Origin of the sequence: Sphingomonas sp. 3-13AW (genome assembly GCF_049311085.1) — a bacterium.
Taxonomy (GTDB): domain Bacteria; phylum Pseudomonadota; class Alphaproteobacteria; order Sphingomonadales; family Sphingomonadaceae; genus Sphingomonas.
The window spans coordinates 1-21938 of sequence record NZ_JASNVZ010000011.1; the positions used below are offsets into that span (position 1 = coordinate 1).

Here is a 21938-nt window from a genome sequence, read left to right on the forward strand (position 1 = left end):
GGCGGTGGGGGTGGCGGGCCGCGGCGGCCGGGGGCGCGTTCGACCTGGATGCCGCCGTCGCGGTCGAAGCGCAGGTCGAGGCCGAGGCCCTGTACCTGGTCCTCGATCTGGGCGCGGGCGTCGTCGATCGCCATTCCGGCTTCGTCGAGGGCGTCGCCGGCGGCATCGACATTGTCCTCGATCGCCTCGTCGATGTCCTCGTTCACTTCCGGCGGGGGCGGCGGCAGCTGGACGCCGAGCGCCTCCGTCATGAAGTCGCGCCAGATGCGCGCCGGAAGCCCGCCGCCGGCAAGGCCGGGATTGGGCGTGTTGTCGTCGTTGCCCAGCCACACGCCCGCGACGATGTCGCCGGCATAGCCCACGAACAGCGCGTCGCGGGAATCCTGGGTGGTGCCGGTCTTGCCGAACGCCTGGATCGGCAGGTTCGCCTGATGCCCGGTGCCGCGGATCGAGGCGGCAAGCAGCTCGCGCATGCCCTCAAGCTCGCGGCGGCCGAGCGGACGGCTGCTGTTGCGCAGCCGCTCGAACCAGCTGGTCTGTTCCTCGTCCTTCAGCCCGTGCGGGCGGACCGGCGCCTCGCCGGCCGCGATCGCGGCATAGGCGGCGGTGAGTTCGAGCAGCGAGACGTTGGCGGTGCCGAGCGAGATCGTCGCCTCGCTGGGGATCGGCGTCGAGATGCCGAGGTCGCGGGCGGCGCGGATGACGTTGCGGACGCCGACTTCCTGCGTCAGTCGCGCCGAGGCGACGTTGCTGGAGCGGGCGAAGGCGCGGGTGAGCGGGATGGTGCCGAGATAGCGGCCGTCGCTGTTCTTGGGGCTCCAGTCGCCGATGGTGACCTTTTCATCCTGCACCGGCGAGTCCGGGCTGAGGCCCGAGCGCAGCGCCGCGAGATAGACGAACAGCTTGAAGGTGGAGCCGGGCTGGCGCCGGGCCTGGACGGCGCGGTTGAACGGGCTTTCCTTGTAGTTCTTGCCCCCGACCATCGCGATCACGCGGCCGTCGGGGTGCATGGCCACCAGAGCAACCTGAGTCTGGCGGAGTCCGGCGCGGCGGATCGCGCGTTCGGCCGCGCGCTGGATGCGGCTTTCGAGCGTGGTGGTGACGCGCAGGTCGGTGCCGACACCGCCGGCGCGGTCGCGCGCGGCGGGCAGCACCCAGTCGGCGAAATAGGTGCCGCTGGGGAGATCGTCGCCCTTCGACACCTTGAGCCTGGCCGGCTGCACCGCCTTTGCCTCTGCCGGGGTCAGGAAGCCGGCCGCCTTCATGGTCGAGACGACCACGGCCTGGCGTTCGCGCGCGCCCTTGAGGTTGCCGGTGGGGGCGAGGCGCGACGGCGCCTTGACCAGCCCGGCGAGCATCGCTGCCTGTGCCGTCGTCAGGTCCTGCGGCTTGCGGCTGAAATAATGCTGGGAGGCGGCCGACAGGCCATAGGCGTTGTCGCCGAAATAGACGTTGGAGAGATAGCGCGAGAGGATCTCGTCCTTGGTCAGCCACGCCTCGATCCAGAAGGCGATCATCACTTCGCGCAGCTTGCGCGCGGCGGTGCGATCGGAATCGAGGAAGGCGTTCTTCGCAAGCTGCTGGGTGATGGTGCTGCCGCCCTCGCGCACGCCGCCCGACATGGCGTTGTGCACGGCGGCGCGCAGGATCCCGCGCGGGTCGATGCCCCAGTGGCTGTAGAAGCGGCGGTCCTCCACGGCGATGAACGCCTGGGTGACGTGTTTGGGCAGCTTGGCCGCGTCCACCGGCTTGCCGATGTTGGCGCCGCGCTGCGCAATCGGCGTACCCTCTGCCGAGAGCAAGGTGATCGACGGCGGCAGCGGCGGCTGCAGCGACTTCGACATCGGCGCGGTAAGCGCCAGCCAGGCGATGGCGAGCACGAGCAGGATGATGCCGGCGGCAATCGCGCGGATCGTCCAGCGCAGCCAGCGCGGGCGACTGCTGCGGACCGGCGGAACCGGGGGTGGCGGCGGGGGCGGGGGTGCGCCGAAGCCGCCGCCGTTGCCGACCGGCTTTGCGGTGGTGGCGCCGGTCCCTGCGGTCAGGTCGAACTCTGCGAGTGCGGCATCGAACTGCGCCATCCGTGCGCGGCGCTGCACCTCAAGCTCACGCAGGGCGGCGGAGGAGCGGCCGACGCGGGCCGGATCGAGCGAGCGGCCCTGCGGGAAGGAATCGTCGTGCATTTGGAAGGCTGTATTACTCGTCTAGCACAGCATTCGCAAGCACATGCGCGCGGGTGAAAGCCGGCGTCAGGCCTCGAGCTCGGCGTCCCAGTAGAGCCAGTCGTGCCAGGTGTCGTGGAGATGGTTGGGCGGGAAACGGCGGCCGTGTTCCTGCAGCTGCCAGTTGGTCGGCCGGATCGGCGCGATGTGGAGCGGCATCGCCGCCTGGCGGGGGGTGCGGCCACCCTTTTTGAGGTTGCAGGGGGCGCAGGCGGTGACGACATTTTCCCAGGTGGTGCGGCCGCCCTGGGCGCGCGGTACGACATGGTCGAAGGTGAGGTCGCGGGGACAGCCGCAATATTGGCAGGCGAAGCGGTCGCGCAGGAAGAGGTTGAAGCGGGTGAAGGCGGGAAAGGCCGATGGCCTTACATATTGCTTGAGCGCGATGACCGAGGGGAGTTTCAGCGAGGCGGTGGGACTGTGCACTTCGCGTTCGTAATGGGCGACGATGTCGACCCGGTCGAGGAACACCGCCTTGATCGCGGTTTGCCAGGGCCACAGGCTCAAGGGGTAGTAGCTGAGCGGCGTATAATCGGCGTTCAGCACAAGGGCCGGGCAACTGTCCGGATGGCGCATCAGATCGGGATGAAACATGCGTTCCCCTCGCCCTCGTTCCCGGCTGCTGTTGGCAGCGCGTGGTGACATGAGCATGACAGCATGGGCCGCAAGCCGCGGTCAAGGGGGAGTTTCATGAGCCGTACCAGCCGTTTCGCACCCAGCCCGACGGGGCGGCTGCATCTGGGCCACGCCTGGTCGGCGGTGCAGGCGCATGCGCTGGCGCGCGGCGATGGCGCAACGGGCGGCGGCCGCTTCCTGCTGAGGATCGAGGATATCGACCAGGGGCGCAGCCGGCCGGAGCATGTCGAGGCAATCCTGGCGGACCTCGCATGGCTGGGGATCGACCATGACGGGCCGGCGGTGTTCCAGTCGCAGCGGCTGGCCCTCTATGCGCAGGCGCTGGAACAGCTGAAGGCGCAGGGGCTGGTCTATCCCTGTTTCTGCACGCGCGCGGACATTGCGCGCGAGGTCGCGGCGAGTGCCTCCGCCCCGCACGGCAGCGACGGGCCGGTCTATCCCGGGACCTGCCGCTCCCTGTCGGAGGCGGTGCGCGCCGAGCGGCTGGCAGGGGAACCCCATGCCTGGCGGATCGACATGGCCCGGGCCGTCGCGGGGGCGGGGCCGCTGACGTGGCACGACGCGGGGGCGGGGACCGTGATTGCCGATCCGGCGGCGCAGGGCGACGTGGTGCTGGCGCGCAAGGATGCGGGGGTGAGCTATCACCTGGCGGTGACGGTGGACGATGCCGCGCAGGGCGTGACCGACGTGGTGCGCGGGCGCGACCTGTTCGCGGCGACCCATGTCCACCGGCTGCTCCAGGCGCTGCTCGACCTGCCGACGCCGGACTATCACCATCACCCGCTGCTGGTGGGGAGCGACGGCGCGCGGCTGGCCAAGCGGCATGGCGCGCCGACGCTGGAATCGATGCGGCTGGCGGGGGTCGATGGCAGGGCGCTGGCGGCGGATCTGCGGGCCGGGCGACTGCCGCTTGGCTTCGCGCTGGCAACCGCCTAGGCTCACGAAATGAACACCTTTCTTGTCCTGCTCCTGATCGCGGCGATGATCGCGACCGTGGTGGCGCTGGTGCGTGGCGTGATCACCTTTCTCCAGGCGTCGGGCCAGGAGGCGCGGGGCGAGGGGCCGAGCGCTGCCGACCTGAAATCCAACAAGATGATGCAGGCGCGCGTGCTGTTCCAGGCGATCGCGATCCTGATCGTCGTCCTGATCCTGTTCGCGGCGGGGCGCACCTGATGGTCAAGCTCAACAAGATCTACACGCGCACCGGCGACGACGGCACCAGCGGCCTGTCGGACGGGTCGCGCACGTCCAAGGCTTCGGCGCGCATGGGCGCGATCGGCGATGTGGACGAGGCGAACAGCGCGATCGGGGTGGCGCGGGTGGCGCTTGGATCGGGCGTGGTCGAGGAAGCGCTGGCGCGCATCCAGAACGACCTGTTCGACCTGGGCGCGGACGTGGCGACACCGCTTGCCGACGACGAGGCGCCGGGCAGTGCGCTGCGCATCGCACCCTCGCAGGTCGAGCGGCTGGAGCGCGAGATCGATGCACTGAATGGCGACCTGGCCCCGCTGAACAGCTTTGTGCTGCCCGCGGGCGAGCCGGCGGCGGCGGCGTTGCACCTGGCCCGCGCGATCGCGCGGCGGGCCGAGCGGTCTGCGGTGGCGGCGGCGCGCGAGGACGCGCTCAACCCGCTGGCGCTCACCTATCTCAATCGCCTGTCGGATTATCTGTTCGTTGCCTCGCGCTGGGTGAACCAAGCGGGGGCCGGCGACGTTCTATGGGTTCCTGGAGCACAACGATAGACGAAGGCGGCAGCGATGCAGCGGATCCAGCAAGAGCCCGGCCGGCATCCGCTACAGCATCGCTTCGTCGAGACGCGCGCGCTGACCGAGGCGCTGGTCGCGCCGCTTTCCGACGCGGACGCGACCGTTCAGTCGATGCCGGATGCGTCGCCCGCCAAATGGCACCTGGCGCACACCAGCTGGTTCTTCGAGACCTTCGTGCTGCGCGATCATCTGCCGGGCTATGTGCTGCACGACCCGCGCTTTCCGTTCCTGTTCAACAGCTATTACGAGGCGGAGGGGAGCCGCCATGCCCGCGACCGGCGGGGCATGGTCACGCGACCCTCGCTGGATGAGGTGCTGGCCTACCGCCGCGCGGTGACGCAGGCGGTGCTCGACGGGTGGGAGCGGCTCCCCGCCGCGGCGACCGCGCTGGTGGAGCTTGGCTGCCACCACGAGCAACAGCATCAGGAACTGCTGCTCACCGACATCCTGCACCTGTTTTCCGAAAACCCGATTGAGCCGGCGCTGTGGCCCGCATCCCGCAAGCAGCCGGTGGCGGTGCCGCCGCCGGTCGGCTGGATCGGGCATGCGGGCGGCATCGTCGAGCTGGGCCATGATGGCGAGGGCTTCGCCTTCGATTGCGAGGGGCCGCGCCACCAGGCGCTGCTCGCGCCCCACGCCGTTGCCGACCGCACCGTCACCAATGGCGAATGGGCGGCGTTCATCGCGGACGGCGGCTATCGCGAGCCCCGCCACTGGCTGGCCGATGGCTGGGCATGGGTGCAGCGCGAAAAGATCGCCGCGCCGCTATACTGGGCGGAGGGCGAGGGCGGCTGGACCCGCTTTGGCCTGGACGGCCGGCGGCCGATCGACCCGGCCGCGCCGGTCACGCATGTCAGCTTTTACGAGGCGGACGCCTATGCGAGCTGGGCAGGCGCGCGGCTGCCGACCGAGCAGGAGTGGGAAGCGGCGGCCGCGGGCGCGGATCCCGACGGCGGCAACCAGCTCGACGGGCCGGGGCCGGTGGAGCCGCGCCCGGCGCGCGCGGGCCCGGGCTTTTTCGGGGACGTGTGGGAATGGACCGGCAGCGCCTATCGTCCCTATCCCGGCTTCCACCCCGTCGAGGGGGCGGTCGGCGAGTATAACGGCAAGTTCATGAGCGGGCAGTTCGTGCTGCGCGGCGGTTCGTGCGCGACCCCGCGCGGGCATGTGCGGGCCAGCTACCGCAACTTCTTCTACCCCCACCAGCGTTGGCAGTTCACCGGCGTACGACTGGCAAAGGACCTTTGATTCCCGACATGCAGGACCGCGAAGTTGCCGCGCCCGCTGCCGTCGATCCGCGCTTTCGCGCCGACGTGCTTGCCGGCCTAGCCATGCGCCCGCGCGCCATCCCGGCGCGCTGGTTCTATGACCGCAAGGGGTCCGAGCTGTTCGAGGCGATCACCCGGCTGCCGGAATATTACCCCACCCGCACGGAAACCGCGCTGCTCCATGCGGCGATGCCGGAAGTCGCGCGGCGGACCGGCCCCGGGCGGGCGGTAGTGGAGTTCGGGTCGGGATCCTCGGCAAAGACGCCGGTACTGCTGAGCGGCATCGCGCCCGCCGCCTATGTGCCGATCGACATTTCGGGCGACTTCCTGCGCGATGCCGCCGCCCAGTTGCAAAAGGCTTTCCCGGCGCTGCCGGTGCACGCGGTGGAGGCGGACTTCCTCAACCCGGTGACGCTGCCGGACGTGCTGGCGGACAAGCCCAGGCTCGGCTTCTTCCCCGGTTCCACCATCGGCAACATGGAGCCCTATGCCGCGGTCGACCTGTTGCGGGCGATGCGCGGATCGCTGGGCGAGGGCGCGCAATTGCTGATCGGCATCGACCGGGTGAAGCCCGTAGACGTGCTGGTGCCGGCCTATGATGACGCGCAAGGAGTGACGGCGGCGTTCAACCGCAACCTGCTGGAGCGCATCAACCGCGAGCTCGACGGCACGATCCCGGTCGAGGCGTTCGCGCATCGCGCGGTATGGAACGACGCCATGTCGCGCATCGAGATGCACCTGGAGGCGCTTTCCGACCTGCGCTTCACGGTCGCGGGGGAGGCGTTCGAGATTGGTGCGGGCGAGACGATCCACACCGAGAACAGCCACAAATATGGCGAGCGGGGGACCCGGGTGCTGCTGCGCGGCGGCGGCTGGACGCCGATCGGGGAGTGGCGCGATCCGCAGGGCTGGTTCGCGCTGATCCTGGCGGAGGCGCAGCCCTTTCCGGCTGCGCCCTAGCCGCCACCCGGGTTAGCGGGCCACCCGGGCGCGCCAGGTGGGGAGATAATTCCGGCTGCCGCGGCATTCGGGCATCTCCTCCTGAAGGGAGAGCCGGAAGCGGTGGCCGTCCCAGACGAACTGCTGCTTGACGCCGCAATCGCCCAGGCCCCGGCCGCGCGCGAAGCTGGTGAGGACGCCGTCGGTGAAGCCGCCGTCGACGACGTTCTGCACGGGCGCGCCCTCTTCCGACATGCCGGAGGGTACGTCGAACTCGGCCGGCGCGTGCTTGCCGTCGCGCACCAGGAACACCGCCATCATGAGGTTGTAGGCGCCCGAGGAGCAGGGGAGCAGGACCAGCGTCCTGCCGTCGAGCGGAAATGCCTGCGGACTGCCGAGGTCGCGATCGGTCTCGCACCCCGCTTCGCGCTTCATTGCCGCGACGCGGGCCGGGTCCAGCAAGGCCGCTTCGCCGCCGAGCGAGGCAGCGCGGACCACCGGCAGCGCGGGCGCGGGTGCGGCGTCCGCTTCCTTGCCGCGCGCGACAAGGGCGCCGGTGGTGCCGGCGCGATCCTGCTGCGCATCGATCCAGCGGAGCGCCGCCGCGGCGCCAAACAGGCTGACGTCGCCGAGCACCTTGCCGGCGGTATCCGCGACGGTCAGCCGCCGGCCGTTGCCGAGCGCGGCGGCGATCGTCATGGCGTCGTCGCCCTCGAACGCCACGGCGCCGTCCCGCGCGATGCCGCCGCGGACAAGCTGCTTGCCGTCGACCGAGATCGCGAGTGGCGGGGTCTGGTCCTCGTCGCTCGAGAAGCTGAGGATCGGCGTGGCGCCGGGGCCGGCCGCGCGATCGAGGACGAGCGTCACTGCGGGTTCGGTCGCATGTTCGGGCGCGAGCGCGACCGCGCGACAGGCAAGGCCATTGTCGCAGGCGACAACCCAGTCGCGGAAGGTCTTGGGCTCGGTCGGTTGCGGCGTCGCGCCGGTGTCCGCATCGGACTGCCCTGCTGCGGCCTGCTGCTGCGAGGCGGCGGGCGCGGCGGCGTCTGGCGGTGCGGATTCAGGGGTGTTGCCGCCGCAGCCAGCGAGCGAAAGGAGGAGGGCGGGGGCGAGCAGGGTCTGACGATGCATGGCGGCAACACTATCGCGCTGCGCCGGCTCTCGAAACCCGCTATCCCCACACGAAAGACATGGAGAATGGATGATGCAGGCAGTTGGAGTGATCGGTTCGGGACAGATGGGCGCAGGGATCGCGCAGGTAGCCGCGCAGGCCGGCTATCGCGTGCTGCTGTCCGATGTCTCGGTCGAGCGCGCCGAGGCGGGCAAGGCGGGAATCGCCAAGCAACTCGCCCGTGCGGTCGAGAAGGAAAAGATCAGCGCCGACGATCGGGACGCGGCGCTCGGCCGGATCGAGGCGGTGGGCGACGTCGCCGCGATGGGGGTGTGCGACCTGGTGATCGAGGCCGCGACCGAGCGCGAGGAGATCAAGCGCGCGATCTTTGAGAATGTCGGCAAGGTGCTGGGCGCGGACGCGATCCTGGCGAGCAACACCTCCTCGATCCCGATCACGCGGCTGGCGCAGGCGTCGCCGGACCCGGCGCGCTTCATGGGCGTGCACTTCTTCAACCCGGTGCCGGTGATGGGGCTGATCGAGCTGATCCGCGGCCTTGCCACTTCGGATGAGACGGTGGCGCGGGTCGAGGCGTTCGGCCAGTCGCTGGGCAAGCGGATCGTCCATGCCAACGACGCGCCGGGCTTCATCGTCAACCGCGTGCTGATGCCGATGCTCAACGAGGCGTGCTTCGCGCTGGGCGAGGGGGTGGCGACCATCCCCGACATCGATGCCGCCTGCCAGCTGGGGCTCAACCACCCGATGGGGCCGTTCACGCTCGCCGACTTCATCGGCCTCGACACGTGCCTGGAGATCACGCGCGTGCTGTTCGAGGGCACCGGCGATCCCAAGTTCCGGCCGGCGCCGCTGCTGGTGAAATATGTCGAGGCCGGCTGGTATGGCCGCAAGACCAAGCGCGGCTTCTATGACTATTCGGGCGCGGAGCCGGTGCCGACGCGGTAATCGCGTGGATAGCCGTGCCTGGCCTTTGCCGGGCACGGCTGACATGCCGGCGGGCGATTTTCCGCCCGCCAAGCGGGTGGCAGACAGGCCCCCGGAAGGTTTAGACTCGTTTCCGAGACGAAATGACCGCCGACGCGAAACATCTGCGCGGCTGTCGGGTTAGGAGTGGCATGCAACCACCAACGACGTTCGCGGCTCTGGTCGAGCCACCTGTTTCCCTGCTTCGTGATGCAAGCCTGTTCCTGGATTTCGACGGAACGCTGGTCGAACTGGCCGATCGGCCGGACGGCGTTGCCGTTGACGACGCGCTGCACGCGCTGCTGCTGCGGCTGGCCGATCGGCTCGAGGGCCGGGTGGCGATCGTCAGCGGACGGTCCGTGGCCCAGATCGACGATTTCCTGGGCGAGACGCTCGCCGACATTGCGGTAGTGGGCAGCCACGGCGCCGAGGTCCGGCGCGCCGGCGGCGAGATCGTCCGGCCTGCGCGGCCGATCGAACTGGAAGAAGCGGAGGCGGCGTTCCTCAAGCAGTTCGGCGATCATCCGGGCGTCGTCATCGAGGTGAAGTCGCTGGGCGTGGCGCTCCACTATCGCATGGCACCCGAAGCCGAGGCGGAGGCGCGGGCGCTGGTCGAGGCCTTTGCCCGCCACGACGGGCTGGAAGTGCAGCACGGGAAGATGATGGCCGAGCTGCGGATGGCCGGCCATGACAAGGGCACCGCGATCGCGACCCTGGCCGAGACCGAGCCGTTCCTGGGCCATGCGCCCGTGTTTGTCGGCGACGACCTGACCGATGAGCCGGGTTTCCTGTTCTGCGAGCATCACGGCGGTGCCGGCATCCTGATCGGCGCGCGCCGTGGCACCTCCGCGCGCTATGGCATCGCCGATGTGACGCAGTTCCGCCGCTGGCTGGAGGCGGCGGCGTGACGGCGACGCTCGACCTCTGGCCGATCGGCAATTGCCAGGTTTCCGCGTTGGTCGACCGCGCCGGGCGGTTCGTGTGGGGATGCGTGCCGCGCGTGGACGGAGAGCCCACCTTCTGCTCGCTGCTCGACAACCGGCCCAAGGGCGGCGAGCCGGGTTCGCGCGGGTTCTGGGACGTCGACCTCGACGGCTGCGTGGAAACGCACCAGGACTATATCCGCAACACGCCGGTGCTGCGGACCGAGCACCGCGATGCGGACGGCAACGCGATCGAGGTGATCGACTTCGCGCCACGCTTTTACCGGAACGGGCGGATGTACCGGCCGGTGGCGCTGTGCCGGATCGTGCGACCGATCGCCGGGTCGCCCCGTATCCGCGTGCGGCTGCGGCCGTCCCGCGGTTGGGGCGCGAACGATCCCGAGCGGACGCGGGGCAGCAACCATATCCGCTACATCCTGGGCGAGATGACCCTGCGGCTGTCGACCAACGCGCCGGTCGGCTGGATCGAGGACGAACGGCTGTTCCGCGTCGAGCGGCCGCTGTATTTCTTCCTGGGGCCGGACGAGAGTTTCTCGACCGAGCTGCCGACCGCGATGGAGGCGATGCTCGATCATACGGTTGCCGGCTGGCGGCGGTGGGTGCGGGGCCTGGCGACGCCGGCGGAGTGGCAGGACGCGGTGATCCGCGCCGCGATCACGCTGAAGCTGTGCCAGCATGAGGAGACGGGCGCGATCGTCGCGGCGCTCACCACCTCGATCCCCGAACATGCCGATTCCGAGCGGAACTGGGACTATCGCTTCTGCTGGATTCGGGACGCCTATTACACGGTCCAGGCGCTGAACCGGCTGGGTGCGCTCGACGTGCTCGAAGGCTATCTGGAGTATCTGCGCAACATCGTCGACAACGCCAAGGGCGGGCATATCCAGCCGCTGTACGGCGTCGGCGGCGAGGCGCAGCTGCCCGAAGGCGTGGCCGAGGCACTGACCGGCTATCGCGGGATGGGCCCGGTGCGCGTCGGCAACCAGGCCTATGAGCAGGTCCAGCACGATGCCTATGGCCAGATCGTCCTGTCCAATGCGCAGGCGTTCTTTGACAAGCGGCTGCTCAAGATGGCGGGCGAGCACGAGTTCGAGGCGCTGGAGCCGGTCGGCGAGCGGGCATGGGAATCGTTCGACAAGCCGGACGCGGGCCTGTGGGAGCTTCGGACGCGCAGCCACGTCCACACCTATTCGGCGGCGATGTGCTGGGCGGCGTGCGACCGGCTGGCGAGTGTTGCGCGGCACCTGGACCTGGGGGAGCGGGCGAGCTTCTGGCAGGAGCGCGCCGATATGATGCGGGCGCGGATCGAGGCAGCGGCGTGGCGGCCGGAGACAAACCGGATGTCCGCCACCTTCAGCGGCGACGACCTGGATGCCAGCCTGATCCAGCTGCTCGACCTGCGGTTCGTGGCACCCGACGATCCGCGCTTCCGCGGCACGCTCGAGGCAGTCGAGGCCGGATTGCGGCGCGGATCGCACATGCTGCGCTATGCGACCGAAGATGATTTCGGCCTGCCGCACACCGCCTTCAACGTATGCACCTTCTGGTTGATCGAGGCGTTGCACGCGACCGGACGAGTCGATGACGCCCGCGTCCTGCTGGAGGAGATGGTCGACCGGCGGACGCGTGCAGGGCTTCTTTCAGAAGATATCGATCCCAATACCGGCGAGCTGTGGGGCAATTATCCCCAGACCTATTCGCTGGTCGGGCTGATCAATTCGGCGATGCTGCTCAGCAAGCCGTGGACGGAGGTACGATGAGCCGCCTGATTGTGATTTCGAACCGCGTGCAGGCCCCGACGGCGGCCGATGCGGGCGGGGCGCAGGGCGGGCTGGCGGTCGCGCTGACGGCGGCGCTGCGCGAGGAGAACGGGATCTGGTTCGGCTGGTCGGGGGAAACCGGGCAGGACCACGAGCTGCGCTTCGAGACCTATGACGGCGTGACCTCTGCGGTGATGGACCTGTCCGAACAGGACGTGGAGGAATATTACGACGGCTATGCGAACCGGACGCTATGGCCGCTGTTCCACTATCGGCTGGACCTGACCGAGTTCGAGCGCGACTTCCAGGGCGGTTATGAGCGGGTCAACCGGGTGTTCGGCGAGGCGATCGGCCCACACATCAAGCCCGACGACGTGGTGTGGGTCCATGATTATCACATGATCCCGCTCGGCTGGGTGCTGCGCCAGCAGGGCGTGACCAACCGAATGGGCTTTTTCCTGCACATTCCGTGGCCGCCGACCCGGCTGCTGGTGGCACTGCCGCAGCACCGGCGCCTGGTGGAATCGCTGTTCGCCTATGACGTGATCGGCTTCCAGACCGAGGAGTGGCTGGAGTCGTTCCGCCACTATGCCGTGACCGAAATGGGTGCGGTGCTGTCGGAAGGGAATTGCGTGACCGTCGGCGGGCGGACCATTCGCGCAATCACCTGCCCGATCGGTGTGGACGCCGAATCGTTCATCGCCGCCGCCAACGGCCCCGTCGCCAAGGCGGCGCAGATGCGAATGCTGGAAAGCGGCATCGGCCGCAGCATGATGGTGGGCGTCGACCGGCTCGATTATTCCAAGGGGCTGGCCGAGCGCTTTTCGGGCTACGAGCGGTTCCTGCAGAACCATCCCGACCGGCGCGCGCTGGTCTATCTGTTGCAGATCGCGCCGCCGTCGCGGACCGCGGTGCAGAGCTATCGCGACATTCGCGACAATCTCGATTCCATGTCCGGGCGGATCAACGGCGCCTATGCGGACATCGACTGGGTGCCGATCCGCTATGTGAACCAGGGCTATCCGCGCGACATGCTGGCCGGCATCTACCGGGCGGCCCGGATCGGGCTTGTCACGCCGCTGCGCGATGGCATGAACCTGGTCGCCAAGGAGTTCGTCGCGGCCCAGGACCCGCACGACCCCGGCGTCCTGATCCTGTCGCGCTTTGCCGGTGCGGCGGCGCAGATGCCGCAGGCGATCCTGTGTAATCCCTATAGCGCCGAGGATATCTCGGATGCGATCGACAAGGCGCTGCGGATGCCGCGCGACGAGCGGATCGCGCGGTGGCAGCCGATGTTCGAGAATGTCCGCCGCGAGGATGTGCTGTGGTGGCGCCGCCGCTTCCTCGACACCCTTGCCGAAGCGCCAAAGAGCGAGCGGAAGGCGATCTGAGGCGGCGGCGGTCCCCGACGGTCATCCCGGCTGGGCCGGGATGGCCGGGGCGAGGGTCAGGGCAGCAGCAGGCCCGCCAGCGCCGCCGACATGAGGTTCGCGAGGCTGCCGGCGACGAGCGCACGGACGCCGAGCTTGGCGATCATCGGCCGCTGGTTGGGCGCGAGGCTGCCGGTGGCGGCCATCTGGATCGCGATCGAGCTGAAATTGGCAAAGCCGCACAGCGCAAAGGTGACGATCGCGACGGTGCGCGGCGACAGCTGATCGCGCAGATTGCCGAGCTCGATGAAGGCGACGAATTCGTTGAGCACCATCTTGCTGCCGAACAGGCCGCCGGCGAGCCCGGCTTCGTGCCAGGGGATGTTGAGCAGGTACATCACCGGCTGGAACACCGCGCCGATGAGCATCTGGAAGCTGAGGTCCGGGAAGCCGAACCAGCCGCCGACCACGCCGAGCAGCCCGTTGGCGAGCGCGACGAGGGCGACGAACGCCAGCACCATCGCGCCGACCGCCACCGCGATCTTCACGCCGACCTGTGCGCCGGAGGCGGCCGCCATGATGAGGTTCGCGGCCTTTTCCTCCTCAACATGCTCCTCGGCGGCGCGGATCACCGCGTCCTCGTGCGCGACCTCGGCCGAGGTCAGGCTCCCGGGTGCGGCCGGGGTGTCGGGCATGATGATCTTTGCCATCAGCAGCCCGCCCGGCGCCGCCATGAACGAGGCGGCGAGCAGGAAGGGAAGCGACTGCGGCCCGAGGAACGAGGCATAGGCCGCAAGGATCGTGCCGGCGACGCCGGACATGCCGACCGTCATCACCGCGAACAGCTGCGGCGGAGTGAGGCTTGCGAGATAGGGGCGGATCACCAGCGGCGACTCGCTCTGGCCGACGAAGATGTTGGCGGCGGCGCACAGCGACTCGACCTTGGAGACGCCGGTGACCTTTTCGATGCCGCCGCCAACCCAGCGGATCACGAACTGCATGATGCGCAGGTGGTAGAGAATCGAGACCAGGGCCGCGAAGAAGATGATGACCGGCAGCGCCGAGATGGCGAAGCTCTGGCCGCCCATGTCGGGGCGGGCGAGAGGCCCGAACACAAAATTGGTGCCGGCCTGCGCATAGCCGAGCAGTGCCGAGACCCCGGTCGCGGCGCCCTCGATCAGCCGCCGCCCGAAGGGAACGTAGAGCACCAGCACCGCGATTCCGACCTGAAGCGCAAAGGCCGCACCCACGACGCGCAGCCGGATTGCCCGCCGGTTCGTCGAGATCGCGAAGGCGATCAGGAGGATCACGACGATACCGGCCGCGCCGATCAGTAAACGGTTCATTCTTGGTTCCGGCCCCGTGCCCGCTCGACAGGCGTAAAGATTGGTTGCGCAGCGCCTCTGCTGTACAAGCGCGGCGGGACTATGGCCAAGCGGCCCCCGCCGCAACAGCCCTTTCGTCGCGAGCCGTTCCGTTTCAGGTGGTTGCGCGCATTGACCGGCCGGGGAAAGCGTCTAGCGTCGCGCCGATGATTCCCTCCCAATCCACGGCCATCCCGCGGTCGTTGTTCGCATTTTCCATTTTCTACGGCGGCATGGTCTGCATCGCAGGCGTGCTCGGCAACAAGCAGGTCGCGCTGGGGCCGCTGGCGGTGGAGGCGGGAATCTTCGCCTTCCTGCTGCTGGTCACCGTGTCCAGCGCGGTTGCGGAACTGCACGGGCGCGCCACCGCCAACCGGCTGGTGCAGTTCGGCTTCATTCCGCTGGTCTTTTCGATCCTGCTGCTGCTGGCGGTGCTGAGCGTCCCGGCGGCGCCGGACATGGAGCCCGAGCGGCTGGCGGCGTTCGACCTGATGATGCGGGCGACGCCGCGGATCTGGGGCGCGGGCATCATCGCCTATGGCGTGTCGCAGACCCTGAACGTCACCATCTTTGCCGCGATGCGGCGCGGCGCGGGCAAGTTCCTGTGGCTGCGCGCCGGTACCGCCAGCGCATTGTCGCAGATCGTCGACACGCTGCTCTTCATCACCATCGCCTTTTATGGCGCTTTCCCGATCGGGCAGCTGATCGTGGGGCAGATGATCGCCAAGGTGGTGCTGTCGATCGTGCTGGTGCCGCCGCTGATCTATTTCTTCGTGGCGCTCGGCCGCCGGCTGGACGGCACCCGCACGGAGACGGCAGCATGAGCGACGAATATATCTATGACGAGGCTACGGGCGAGTGGATCAGCCCGGCCGATGCCGCCGCGGCGCAGCCCGCCGCGGCGAACGACGACGCGGTCGAGGTGCGCGACGCCGCCGGTAACCTGCTCGCCGACGGCGACAGCGTGACGCTGGTCAAGGACCTGAAGGTCAAGGGCGCCAACCAGACGCTGAAGCGCGGGACCGTCATCAAGTCGATCCGCCTGACCGGCGACTCGCAGGAGATCGACTGCCGGTTCGAGGGGATCAAGGGCCTGGTCCTGCGCGCGGAGTTCGTGCGCAAGCGCTGAGTCCGGGGCGGCCGGCCACCCCCCCCTATTCAAAAACTTTGGATCGTGGCGCGCATGGCGCTACAGGCGCGCGCATGACCGACCATGCCCCCCATCCCGCAATGCTTGCCAAGGCAGAGACTCTCACCGAAGCGCTGCCCTATCTGCAGCGTTATGCGGGCAAGACCTTTGTCGTGAAATACGGCGGCCACGCGATGGGCGACCCCGAACTGCAGCGCGACTTTGCCGAGGACGTCGTGCTGCTGAAGGCGGTGGGAATCAACCCGGTCGTCGTGCACGGCGGCGGGCCGCAGATCGGCGCGATGCTGAAGCGCCTGGGCGTCGAAAGCCGCTTCGTCGACGGCCTGCGCGTCACCGATGCAGCGACTGCCGAAGTCGCTGAGATGGTTTTAGCGGGCAAGATCAACAAGGAAATCGTGTCCTGGATCGCCGCTGCCGGCGGCCGCGCCGTCGGCATTTCCGGCAAGGACGCCGGGCTGGTGCGCGCCGAAAAGGTCCAGCGTTCGGAGCCCGACCTGACCCAGGGCATCGAGCGCCACGTCGACTTGGGCTTCGTCGGCGAGCCGGTGGCGGTCGATCCGACGCTGCTCAACAGCCTTGCCCGCGACGGCTTCATCCCGGTCGTGGCGCCGGTGGCGCTGGGCGCCGACGGCCACACCTATAACGTCAACGCCGACACCATGGCGGGCGCCATCGCCGGCGCGATCGGCGCGGCGCGCTTCTTCCTGCTGACCGACGTGCCGGGCGTGCTGGATAAGGAAGGCGAACTGCTCACCGACCTGAAGCCGGGCGACATCGCTGCGCTCAAGGAGGATGGCACGATCCGCGGCGGCATGATCCCCAAGGTCGAGACCTGCGTCGGCGCGGTCGGCGCGGGCGTGGATGCGGCGGTGATCCTGGACGGGCGCATCCCCCACGGGCTGCTGCTCGAGATCTTCACGCGGCAGGGGGCGGGCACGCTGGTGCGCGCCTGACCCTTCCGATCGCTCGCCCGGGCAGGGGACGGCTTGTCCGCTGCCGGGCGGGTGGGGTATCCCCGCCTAAGACCGTTTCGGAGCCGCACCGTTGAATATCCTGATCCAAATCATTGATTATCTGCTCAGCGTCCTGTGGTGGATCATCATCATCCAGTTCGTGCTGTCGATCCTGATCGCGTTCAACGTGATCAACACGCACAGCGACTTCGTGCGCAGCGTGTGGCGAGGGCTGAACGTGATCACCGAGCCGATCTATCGGCCGTTCCGCCGGGTCCTCCCGGATCTGGGCACGATCGATCTCGCGCCGATGGCCGTGCTCGTGACGATGGGCATCCTGCAGACGATCGTCCTGCCGGCGCTGTACCGGGCGACGCTGCCCTACGCGATCTGATGCGGGGCGGGGCGGCCTGGTCTGCGGACGAGGCCGGCATCCGCATCGCGGTGCGGGTGACGCCGCGATCCTCGCGAGAGGCGTTCGGGGGCAGCGACGCCGGGCATTTCGCCGCGCGGCTGACCGCGCCGCCGGTCGAAGGCGCTGCCAATGCCGCGCTCATCCAGCTCGTCGCGCGCAGCTTTGGCGTGCCCAAGCGGGCGGTGACTCTGATTGCCGGTGACACCGCCCGGCTGAAGCGGTTGCGGGTCGAGGGGGATGTTGCGGCGCTGGAACAGACGGCCGCGAGCCTCTATGCGACAAAGGCATGAGCGCTGACATCATCGACGGAAAGGCCTTTGCGGCCAAGTTGCGGGGCCGGGTAGGCGAAGCCGCGGAAGTATTCGCCCAGGCGGCAGGGCGTCCCGCCGGCCTGGCGGTGGTGCTGGTGGGCGAAGACCCGGCATCGGCCGTCTATGTCCGCTCCAAGGGGAAGGCGACCGTCGCCGCCGGCATGGCGAGTTTCGAGCACCGCCTGCCCGCCGACACCGACCAGGCGACGCTGGAGGCGCTGGTCGACCAGCTCAACGCCGATCCCGCCGTCGACGGCATTCTCGTGCAATTGCCGCTGCCGCGCCACCTGGACGCGGACGCCGTGCTGCTGCGCATCGACCCGGACAAGGATGTCGATGGCTTCCACCCGGTCAATGCCGGGCGGCTGGCCTCGGGACTGCCGGGGTTCGTGCCGTGCACGCCGCTCGGCTGCCTGATGCTGCTGCGCGACCGGCGGGGCGACCTGTCGGGGATGGAGGCGCTGGTGATCGGCCGCTCCAACATCGTCGGCAAGCCGATGGCCGCGCTGCTGACCGCCGACAGCGCGACCGTGACGCTGGCGCACTCGCGCACCCGTGACCTGCCGGGTCATGTCGGCCGCGCCGATATCGTGGTCGCAGCGGTGGGCCGCCCGAACTTCGTGCAGGGCGCCTGGCTCAAGCCCGGGGCGACGGTGATCGACGTCGGCATCAACCGCGTCGACGGCGGGCTGGTCGGGGACGTCGACTTCGCCTCTGCGGTGGAAGTCGCGGGCGCGATCACGCCAGTGCCGGGCGGGGTGGGGCCGATGACGATCGCCGTGCTGCTGCGCAACACGCTGGTTGCGGCGCATCGCCGCGCCGGCGTGCCGCTTGCCGACCCCACGCTCTAAAGGCTGCCGCCCGTGCTCGAGCTGTTCATCTCCGCGCTGATCACCTTCTTCGTGGTGATCGATCCCCCCGGTTGCGCCCCCATCTATGCCGGGCTGACCGCAGGCGCGAGCGAGATCCAGCGCCGGAGCATGGCGATCCGCGCGGTGCTGACCGCGACGGCGATCCTGCTGGTGTTCGCACTGTTCGGGCGCGGGCTGCTCCATGCGCTGGGCATCAGCCTCGACAGCTTCCGCATTGCCGGCGGCATCATGCTGTTCCTGATCGCGCTGGAGATGGTGTTCGAGAAGCGTACCCAGCGCCGCGAGGATCGCGCGGCCAAGATCATCGAGACCGAGGAGGTCGAGGACGTCTCGATCTTTCCGATGGCGATGCCGATGATCGCCGGACCCGGCTCGATCGCCAGCGTGATGCTGATGATGGGCCAGGCCGACGGGTCCACCGGCAAGCTGGTGGTGCTGGCCGCGCTGGGCAGCAACCTGCTGCTCATGCTGGTCGCGCTGCTGGCCGCGGCCCCCCTGATGCGCCTGCTGGGCGCGAAGATCGAGGCGGTGATCACCCGCGTGCTGGGCGTGTTGCTCGCCGCGCTGGCCTCGCAGTTTGTCATCGACGGGCTGCGGGCAAGCTTCCTCTAGCTGGCGCCTTTACTTCGCCGCTGCATGGGTTTGTTGCGAATCTGCTACAGCAGCGAAAGAAAATTTCGCAGGCGCAGCAACTTTCTTTACACCGACTGTAGGGCACGGCATCCAAGCAAGATGCAGGCGTGAGGGCGCCTGTAATTCGTTGGGTTCGTGGAAGACCGCGCGCCTAAGAGGGGACGACATCTTTATGCGCTTTTCTATGTTGCGCGGCGCTGCCGCGCTGACGGTTATTGCCGTGATGGGTGCTGGCTTGGCTGGCACCGCCTCGGCTCAGGGGGTCGACACTGCCCAGTCCGGTGATCCGCAGACGCCCGCGGCGCAGGAAATCCAGCAGGCACCTGCGACCACGCAGGGTATCAGCGACCAGGAGCCTGGTGCCGATATCGTCGTGACCGGTTCGCTGTTCCGCCGCACCGATGCGGAAACGGCATCTCCCGTCACCGTGATCACGAGCGAGACGCTGAGCCGTGCGGGCACCACGACCATTGCGGACGCGATCCGGCAGGTTTCGGCGGATAGCGCGGGCTCCATCCCGACCGGATTCCAGGGAGGCTTCTCGGCCGGCGGCGCTGCCGTCTCGCTCCGTGGCCTTGGCGTCTCGTCGACGCTCGTGCTCATCGATGGTCTTCGTTCGGCACAGTTCCCGCTCAACGACGATGGCCATAATTCCTACGTCGATCTGAACTCCATTCCGTTCAGCATGGTCGACCGTGTCGAAGTGCTGAAGGACGGCGCATCGTCCACCTATGGCGCCGAGGCGATCGGCGGCGTGGTCAACGTCATCCTCAAGAAGCAGTTCACCGGCATTGCCGGCAATGTCGAGGGCGGCGTTTCCGAGAAGGGCTATGGCGAGCGCTATCGCGCGAACCTCACTGCCGGTTTCGGCGATTATGAGGCGACCGGCTGGAATTTCTTCCTGAACGGCGAATACCAGCAGGACGGCCGCATCGCTTCGCGCGAAGTCGGCTTTCCGTATAACACGACGGACCTGAGCTCGATCGGCCTGATCGACAACAATACGGCGGACAGCGCGCTGACCACCGCCACGGTGAACGCGGTAGTTCGGCGTACGACCCAGACGAACCTCAATGATCCGTTCACGGGCGGCGTCGCGGCGACGGGTCTCTATACCACCCTGAACCTCGGCAACTGTTCGACCGGGACCTACACCGTGCCCGGCGCGGCCGGTGGTGTCGGCTGCAAGCACAACAACGTGCTCGAGTTCGGGCAGGTTCAGCCGTTCCAGGAACGCTACTCGGTCAACGGCCGCCTGAGCATCCGGCTGAACGACAACATCGAAGCCTATGTGCTCGGCAGCTATTCGCACAGCCAAGTCAACATCATGGGCACTCCGCAGGCGATCCGCCAGCGCCAGCCCTATGGTGCACCTCCGTCGACCGCGTCGAACAACCCCGGCATCGTGCTTCCGTACTTCGTTTGTGCGGCCGGCATCGATTGCGTCACCGCGGTCGATCGGCGGGTGAACCCGAACAATCCCTATGCGACCAACGTGCTTGCCACCCCCGCAGATGCGGCGGCAAATGCGGCGCGCATCTATTATCTGTTCGGTGACATTCCCAACGAAACCAAGCGCGGGAACGAGGTCATTCGTGGCGTCATCGGCTTCAATGGCCAGATCGATGACAAGACCAACTGGCGCGTCGAGGCCGTCGGCGCTCGCGATAACCTTGAACTGAATGCCTATGGCACGATCAACATCGCCGGGCTTCGCCAGGCGGTGAACACCGGCGCGTACAACTTCGTCAATCCGGAGCTGAACACGGCGGAGGTGCGTAACCTCATCGCACCGATGATCACGAACCGCGCGAGCACGTCGCTCGCGTCGCTGGACGCCTCGATCAGCCGGGCGTTCTTCGAACTGCGCGGCGGGCCGCTGCAGGTGGCAGTGGGTGGCCAGATCCGTCGTGAGACGCTGGACAACCCGGGGCTCAACCCGGACCGTGCGAACTATGCGAACACGGCGGCTGCCTTTGGTGCCCGCACCGTCACCGCAGGCTATTTCGAAATCAGCGCGCCCGTCCTTGAGACGCTCGAGCTGAGTGGTTCTGGCCGGTACGATCACTATTCGGACGGCTTCTCGAAATTCTCTCCGAAAGTCGGCGCGAAGTTTACGCCGATCCGTCAGGTTGCTGTCCGCGGCACCTATTCGGAGGGCTTCCGCGCACCGACGTTCGCAGAGAATAATCCGCGGTCCAGCTACCCGGGCTTCGTGACGTTCACGCCCCCGGCGAGCTTCCAGCTGGCCCATGGTGGCCTGATCAGTGCGGGCAACACGAACCCGTATGCACAGTCCTACAGCATCGGCGGCGGCTTCTCGGGCAATCCGGACCTGAAGCCGGAAACCTCGCGCGCCTTCACCGGCGGTATCGTCGTCGAGCCGACGCGCGGCGTCAGCCTGACGATCGACTATTACAACGTGAAGAAGAAGGACGTGATCGTTGCAGGCCCGGATGCGGGTGCTGCGCGCGCAGCGTATTTTGCGGGTCAGCCGCTTCCGGCGGGCTATTCGGTAGGCGCGGTCGACGCAATCGATCCGCTCTTCCCGAACGCCCTTCCGCGGCCGCTCATCATCAACGGCCCGTACGTCAACGCCGGCTACTTCAAGACCGAAGGCCTCGACTTCTCTGCGAACGTCGATCTTCCGATCACCGATGGTATCCGGTTCATCAGCCGTCTCGACGTGACCAAGATCCTGCGGTTCAACGTCGACTTCGGTGACGGGGCCACGCGCAAGTATGTCGGTACGCTCGGGCCGTACGAGCTGTCGTCGGGCGCCGGTACGCCGGAGTGGCGCGGCAACTGGCAGAACACGCTGCAGTTCGGTGACTTCTCGGTCAGCGCGACGGCCTACTATGTTTCCCGCATCAAGGCGGTCGCCGCGGACGAGGTTGATCCCGACGCCTCGGGTCAGATCGACCTGTCGTGCGACCAGAACTTGTACGGTACTGGTGAAGACGCGTGCTACATCAAGCGCTTCATCTATGCGGACCTGAACCTGTCGTACCGTGTCAACGACAGCTTCACGTTCTTTGGTAACGTGGGGAACGTCACCAACGAGCGCGCGCCGATCGCACCGGCGTCCTACTCGGGCACCAACTACCTGCCGACCTGGCATATGGCGGGCGTCATCGGCCGCACGTTCCGGGCAGGCGCTTCGTTCCGCTTCTAATCGGCGGACGGGTGTAAAAAGGAAGGGGCAGCTCCGCGAGGAGCAGCCCCTTTTCTTTTGCCCGGAGC

General features: G+C 68.1%; 21 protein-coding genes. 17 read left to right on the top strand and 4 right to left on the bottom strand.

Annotation, left to right across the window (positions count from 1 at the left end; translation table 11 throughout):
* Together QP045_RS12635 and QP045_RS12640 are read right to left on the bottom strand one after the other, a co-directional pair.
* On the bottom strand, positions 1 to 2183 hold a 2183-nt coding region (locus QP045_RS12635; protein ID WP_422515346.1), incomplete at its 3' end, for a transglycosylase domain-containing protein.
* Positions 2184 to 2249: 66 nt separating this feature from the next.
* Positions 2250 to 2816, bottom strand: a complete 567-nt coding sequence (locus QP045_RS12640; RefSeq protein ID WP_422515347.1) for an HNH endonuclease — start codon at positions 2814 to 2816, stop codon at positions 2250 to 2252.
* A gap of 96 nt (positions 2817 to 2912) precedes the next feature.
* On the opposite strand from QP045_RS12640, the gene gluQRS reads away from it, so the two are divergent.
* The 5 genes from gluQRS to egtD are packed head-to-tail and all read left to right on the top strand — an operon-like array spanning position 2913 to position 6852.
* The gene (gene gluQRS / locus QP045_RS12645; RefSeq protein WP_422515348.1) at positions 2913 to 3794 is read left to right on the top strand and encodes a tRNA glutamyl-Q(34) synthetase GluQRS; all 882 of its coding nucleotides are present in this window, start codon (positions 2913 to 2915) and stop codon (positions 3792 to 3794) included.
* A 9-nt stretch (positions 3795 to 3803) separates the two neighbouring features.
* Complete coding sequence (locus QP045_RS12650; protein WP_422515349.1) at positions 3804 to 4031, top strand: twin transmembrane helix small protein; 228 nt, start codon at positions 3804 to 3806, stop codon at positions 4029 to 4031.
* Entirely contained in the window at positions 4031 to 4600 is a 570-nt protein-coding gene (locus QP045_RS12655; RefSeq protein ID WP_422515350.1) for a cob(I)yrinic acid a,c-diamide adenosyltransferase, read from the top strand. The genes QP045_RS12650 and QP045_RS12655 overlap by 1 nt, the downstream gene beginning before the upstream one ends.
* A 15-nt stretch (positions 4601 to 4615) precedes the next feature.
* Positions 4616 to 5872 carry an ergothioneine biosynthesis protein EgtB gene (egtB, locus tag QP045_RS12660; RefSeq protein WP_422515351.1) on the top strand — a complete coding sequence of 419 codons (1257 nt, stop codon included), beginning with the start codon at positions 4616 to 4618 and terminating at the stop codon, positions 5870 to 5872.
* Positions 5873 to 5880: 8 nt separating this feature from the next.
* Positions 5881 to 6852, top strand: a complete 972-nt coding sequence (gene egtD, locus QP045_RS12665; protein ID WP_422515352.1) for an L-histidine N(alpha)-methyltransferase — start codon at positions 5881 to 5883, stop codon at positions 6850 to 6852.
* A gap of 12 nt (positions 6853 to 6864) precedes the next feature.
* Here egtD and QP045_RS12670 read toward each other — a convergent pair whose 3' ends face one another.
* Positions 6865 to 7962 (bottom strand): DUF1176 domain-containing protein, encoded by a 1098-nt coding sequence (locus tag QP045_RS12670; protein ID WP_422515353.1) that lies wholly within the window; start codon positions 7960 to 7962, stop codon positions 6865 to 6867.
* Positions 7963 to 8035: 73 nt separating this feature from the next.
* Here QP045_RS12670 and QP045_RS12675 point away from each other — a divergent pair, with 73 nt between their 5' ends.
* The 4 genes from QP045_RS12675 (at position 8036) to QP045_RS12690 (ending at position 13018) form a co-directional block, all read left to right on the top strand.
* A complete protein-coding gene (locus tag QP045_RS12675) occupies positions 8036 to 8905 on the top strand; it encodes a 3-hydroxyacyl-CoA dehydrogenase NAD-binding domain-containing protein (RefSeq protein ID WP_422515440.1) in 870 nt (289 codons plus the stop codon).
* Positions 8906 to 9075: 170 nt separating this feature from the next.
* On the top strand, positions 9076 to 9831 hold the full coding sequence (gene otsB / locus QP045_RS12680; RefSeq protein ID WP_422515354.1) for a trehalose-phosphatase: 756 nt from the start codon (positions 9076 to 9078) through the stop codon (positions 9829 to 9831).
* Positions 9828 to 11627 (top strand): glycoside hydrolase family 15 protein, encoded by a 1800-nt coding sequence (locus QP045_RS12685; RefSeq protein WP_422515355.1) that lies wholly within the window; start codon positions 9828 to 9830, stop codon positions 11625 to 11627. Before otsB ends, QP045_RS12685 begins: the two co-directional genes overlap by 4 nt.
* Positions 11624 to 13018: an alpha,alpha-trehalose-phosphate synthase (UDP-forming) gene (locus tag QP045_RS12690; RefSeq protein ID WP_422515356.1), complete on the top strand. Its 1395-nt coding sequence runs from the start codon at positions 11624 to 11626 to the stop codon at positions 13016 to 13018. Before QP045_RS12685 ends, QP045_RS12690 begins: the two co-directional genes overlap by 4 nt.
* Positions 13019 to 13074: 56 nt before the next feature.
* Here the strand turns inward: QP045_RS12690 and QP045_RS12695 are convergent, their stop codons facing one another.
* Entirely contained in the window at positions 13075 to 14343 is a 1269-nt protein-coding gene (locus QP045_RS12695; protein WP_422515357.1) for a NupC/NupG family nucleoside CNT transporter, read from the bottom strand.
* Positions 14344 to 14528: 185 nt separating this feature from the next.
* Here QP045_RS12695 and QP045_RS12700 point away from each other — a divergent pair, with 185 nt between their 5' ends.
* The 8 genes from QP045_RS12700 to QP045_RS12735 all read left to right on the top strand — a co-directional run bounded on the left by QP045_RS12700 (position 14529) and on the right by QP045_RS12735 (position 21870).
* Positions 14529 to 15185, top strand: coding sequence for a queuosine precursor transporter (locus QP045_RS12700; RefSeq protein WP_422515358.1), 657 nt, complete (start codon positions 14529 to 14531; stop codon positions 15183 to 15185).
* Positions 15182 to 15490, top strand: a complete 309-nt coding sequence (locus QP045_RS12705; protein WP_422515359.1) for a zinc ribbon domain-containing protein YjdM — start codon at positions 15182 to 15184, stop codon at positions 15488 to 15490. The genes QP045_RS12700 and QP045_RS12705 overlap by 4 nt, the downstream gene beginning before the upstream one ends.
* A gap of 74 nt (positions 15491 to 15564) precedes the next feature.
* Positions 15565 to 16464, top strand: coding sequence for an acetylglutamate kinase (gene argB / locus QP045_RS12710; RefSeq protein ID WP_422515360.1), 900 nt, complete (start codon positions 15565 to 15567; stop codon positions 16462 to 16464).
* Positions 16465 to 16561: 97 nt separating this feature from the next.
* Positions 16562 to 16858, top strand: coding sequence for a YggT family protein (locus QP045_RS12715; protein ID WP_422515441.1), 297 nt, complete (start codon positions 16562 to 16564; stop codon positions 16856 to 16858).
* Complete coding sequence (locus QP045_RS12720) at positions 16858 to 17169, top strand: DUF167 domain-containing protein (RefSeq protein ID WP_422515361.1); 312 nt, start codon at positions 16858 to 16860, stop codon at positions 17167 to 17169. Before QP045_RS12715 ends, QP045_RS12720 begins: the two co-directional genes overlap by 1 nt.
* The gene (folD, locus tag QP045_RS12725; protein ID WP_422515362.1) at positions 17166 to 18041 is read left to right on the top strand and encodes a bifunctional methylenetetrahydrofolate dehydrogenase/methenyltetrahydrofolate cyclohydrolase FolD; all 876 of its coding nucleotides are present in this window, start codon (positions 17166 to 17168) and stop codon (positions 18039 to 18041) included. Before QP045_RS12720 ends, folD begins: the two co-directional genes overlap by 4 nt.
* 12 nt (positions 18042 to 18053) lie before the next feature.
* Complete coding sequence (locus QP045_RS12730; RefSeq protein ID WP_422515363.1) at positions 18054 to 18674, top strand: MarC family protein; 621 nt, start codon at positions 18054 to 18056, stop codon at positions 18672 to 18674.
* A 193-nt stretch (positions 18675 to 18867) separates the two neighbouring features.
* Positions 18868 to 21870, top strand: coding sequence for a TonB-dependent receptor domain-containing protein (locus tag QP045_RS12735; RefSeq protein ID WP_422515364.1), 3003 nt, complete (start codon positions 18868 to 18870; stop codon positions 21868 to 21870).
* Positions 21871 to 21938: the final 68 nt, after the last annotated feature.

Coding starts and splice junctions, on each gene's coding strand:
- QP045_RS12655 (WP_422515350.1), top strand. CDS start 4,031: ATGGTCAAGCTCAACAAGATCTACACGCGCACCGGCGACGACGGCACC.
- egtD (WP_422515352.1), top strand. CDS start 5,881: ATGCAGGACCGCGAAGTTGCCGCGCCCGCTGCCGTCGATCCGCGCTTT.
- QP045_RS12675 (WP_422515440.1), top strand. CDS start 8,036: ATGCAGGCAGTTGGAGTGATCGGTTCGGGACAGATGGGCGCAGGGATC.
- otsB (WP_422515354.1), top strand. CDS start 9,076: ATGCAACCACCAACGACGTTCGCGGCTCTGGTCGAGCCACCTGTTTCC.
- argB (WP_422515360.1), top strand. CDS start 15,565: ATGACCGACCATGCCCCCCATCCCGCAATGCTTGCCAAGGCAGAGACT.
- QP045_RS12720 (WP_422515361.1), top strand. CDS start 16,858: ATGCGGGGCGGGGCGGCCTGGTCTGCGGACGAGGCCGGCATCCGCATC.
- folD (WP_422515362.1), top strand. CDS start 17,166: ATGAGCGCTGACATCATCGACGGAAAGGCCTTTGCGGCCAAGTTGCGG.
- QP045_RS12670 (WP_422515353.1), bottom strand. CDS start 7,962: ATGCATCGTCAGACCCTGCTCGCCCCCGCCCTCCTCCTTTCGCTCGCT.
- QP045_RS12640 (WP_422515347.1), bottom strand. CDS start 2,816: ATGTTTCATCCCGATCTGATGCGCCATCCGGACAGTTGCCCGGCCCTT.
- egtB (WP_422515351.1), top strand. CDS start 4,616: ATGCAGCGGATCCAGCAAGAGCCCGGCCGGCATCCGCTACAGCATCGC.
- QP045_RS12650 (WP_422515349.1), top strand. CDS start 3,804: ATGAACACCTTTCTTGTCCTGCTCCTGATCGCGGCGATGATCGCGACC.
- QP045_RS12705 (WP_422515359.1), top strand. CDS start 15,182: ATGAGCGACGAATATATCTATGACGAGGCTACGGGCGAGTGGATCAGC.
- QP045_RS12690 (WP_422515356.1), top strand. CDS start 11,624: ATGAGCCGCCTGATTGTGATTTCGAACCGCGTGCAGGCCCCGACGGCG.
- QP045_RS12695 (WP_422515357.1), bottom strand. CDS start 14,343: ATGAACCGTTTACTGATCGGCGCGGCCGGTATCGTCGTGATCCTCCTG.
- gluQRS (WP_422515348.1), top strand. CDS start 2,913: ATGAGCCGTACCAGCCGTTTCGCACCCAGCCCGACGGGGCGGCTGCAT.
- QP045_RS12700 (WP_422515358.1), top strand. CDS start 14,529: ATGATTCCCTCCCAATCCACGGCCATCCCGCGGTCGTTGTTCGCATTT.
- QP045_RS12735 (WP_422515364.1), top strand. CDS start 18,868: ATGCGCTTTTCTATGTTGCGCGGCGCTGCCGCGCTGACGGTTATTGCC.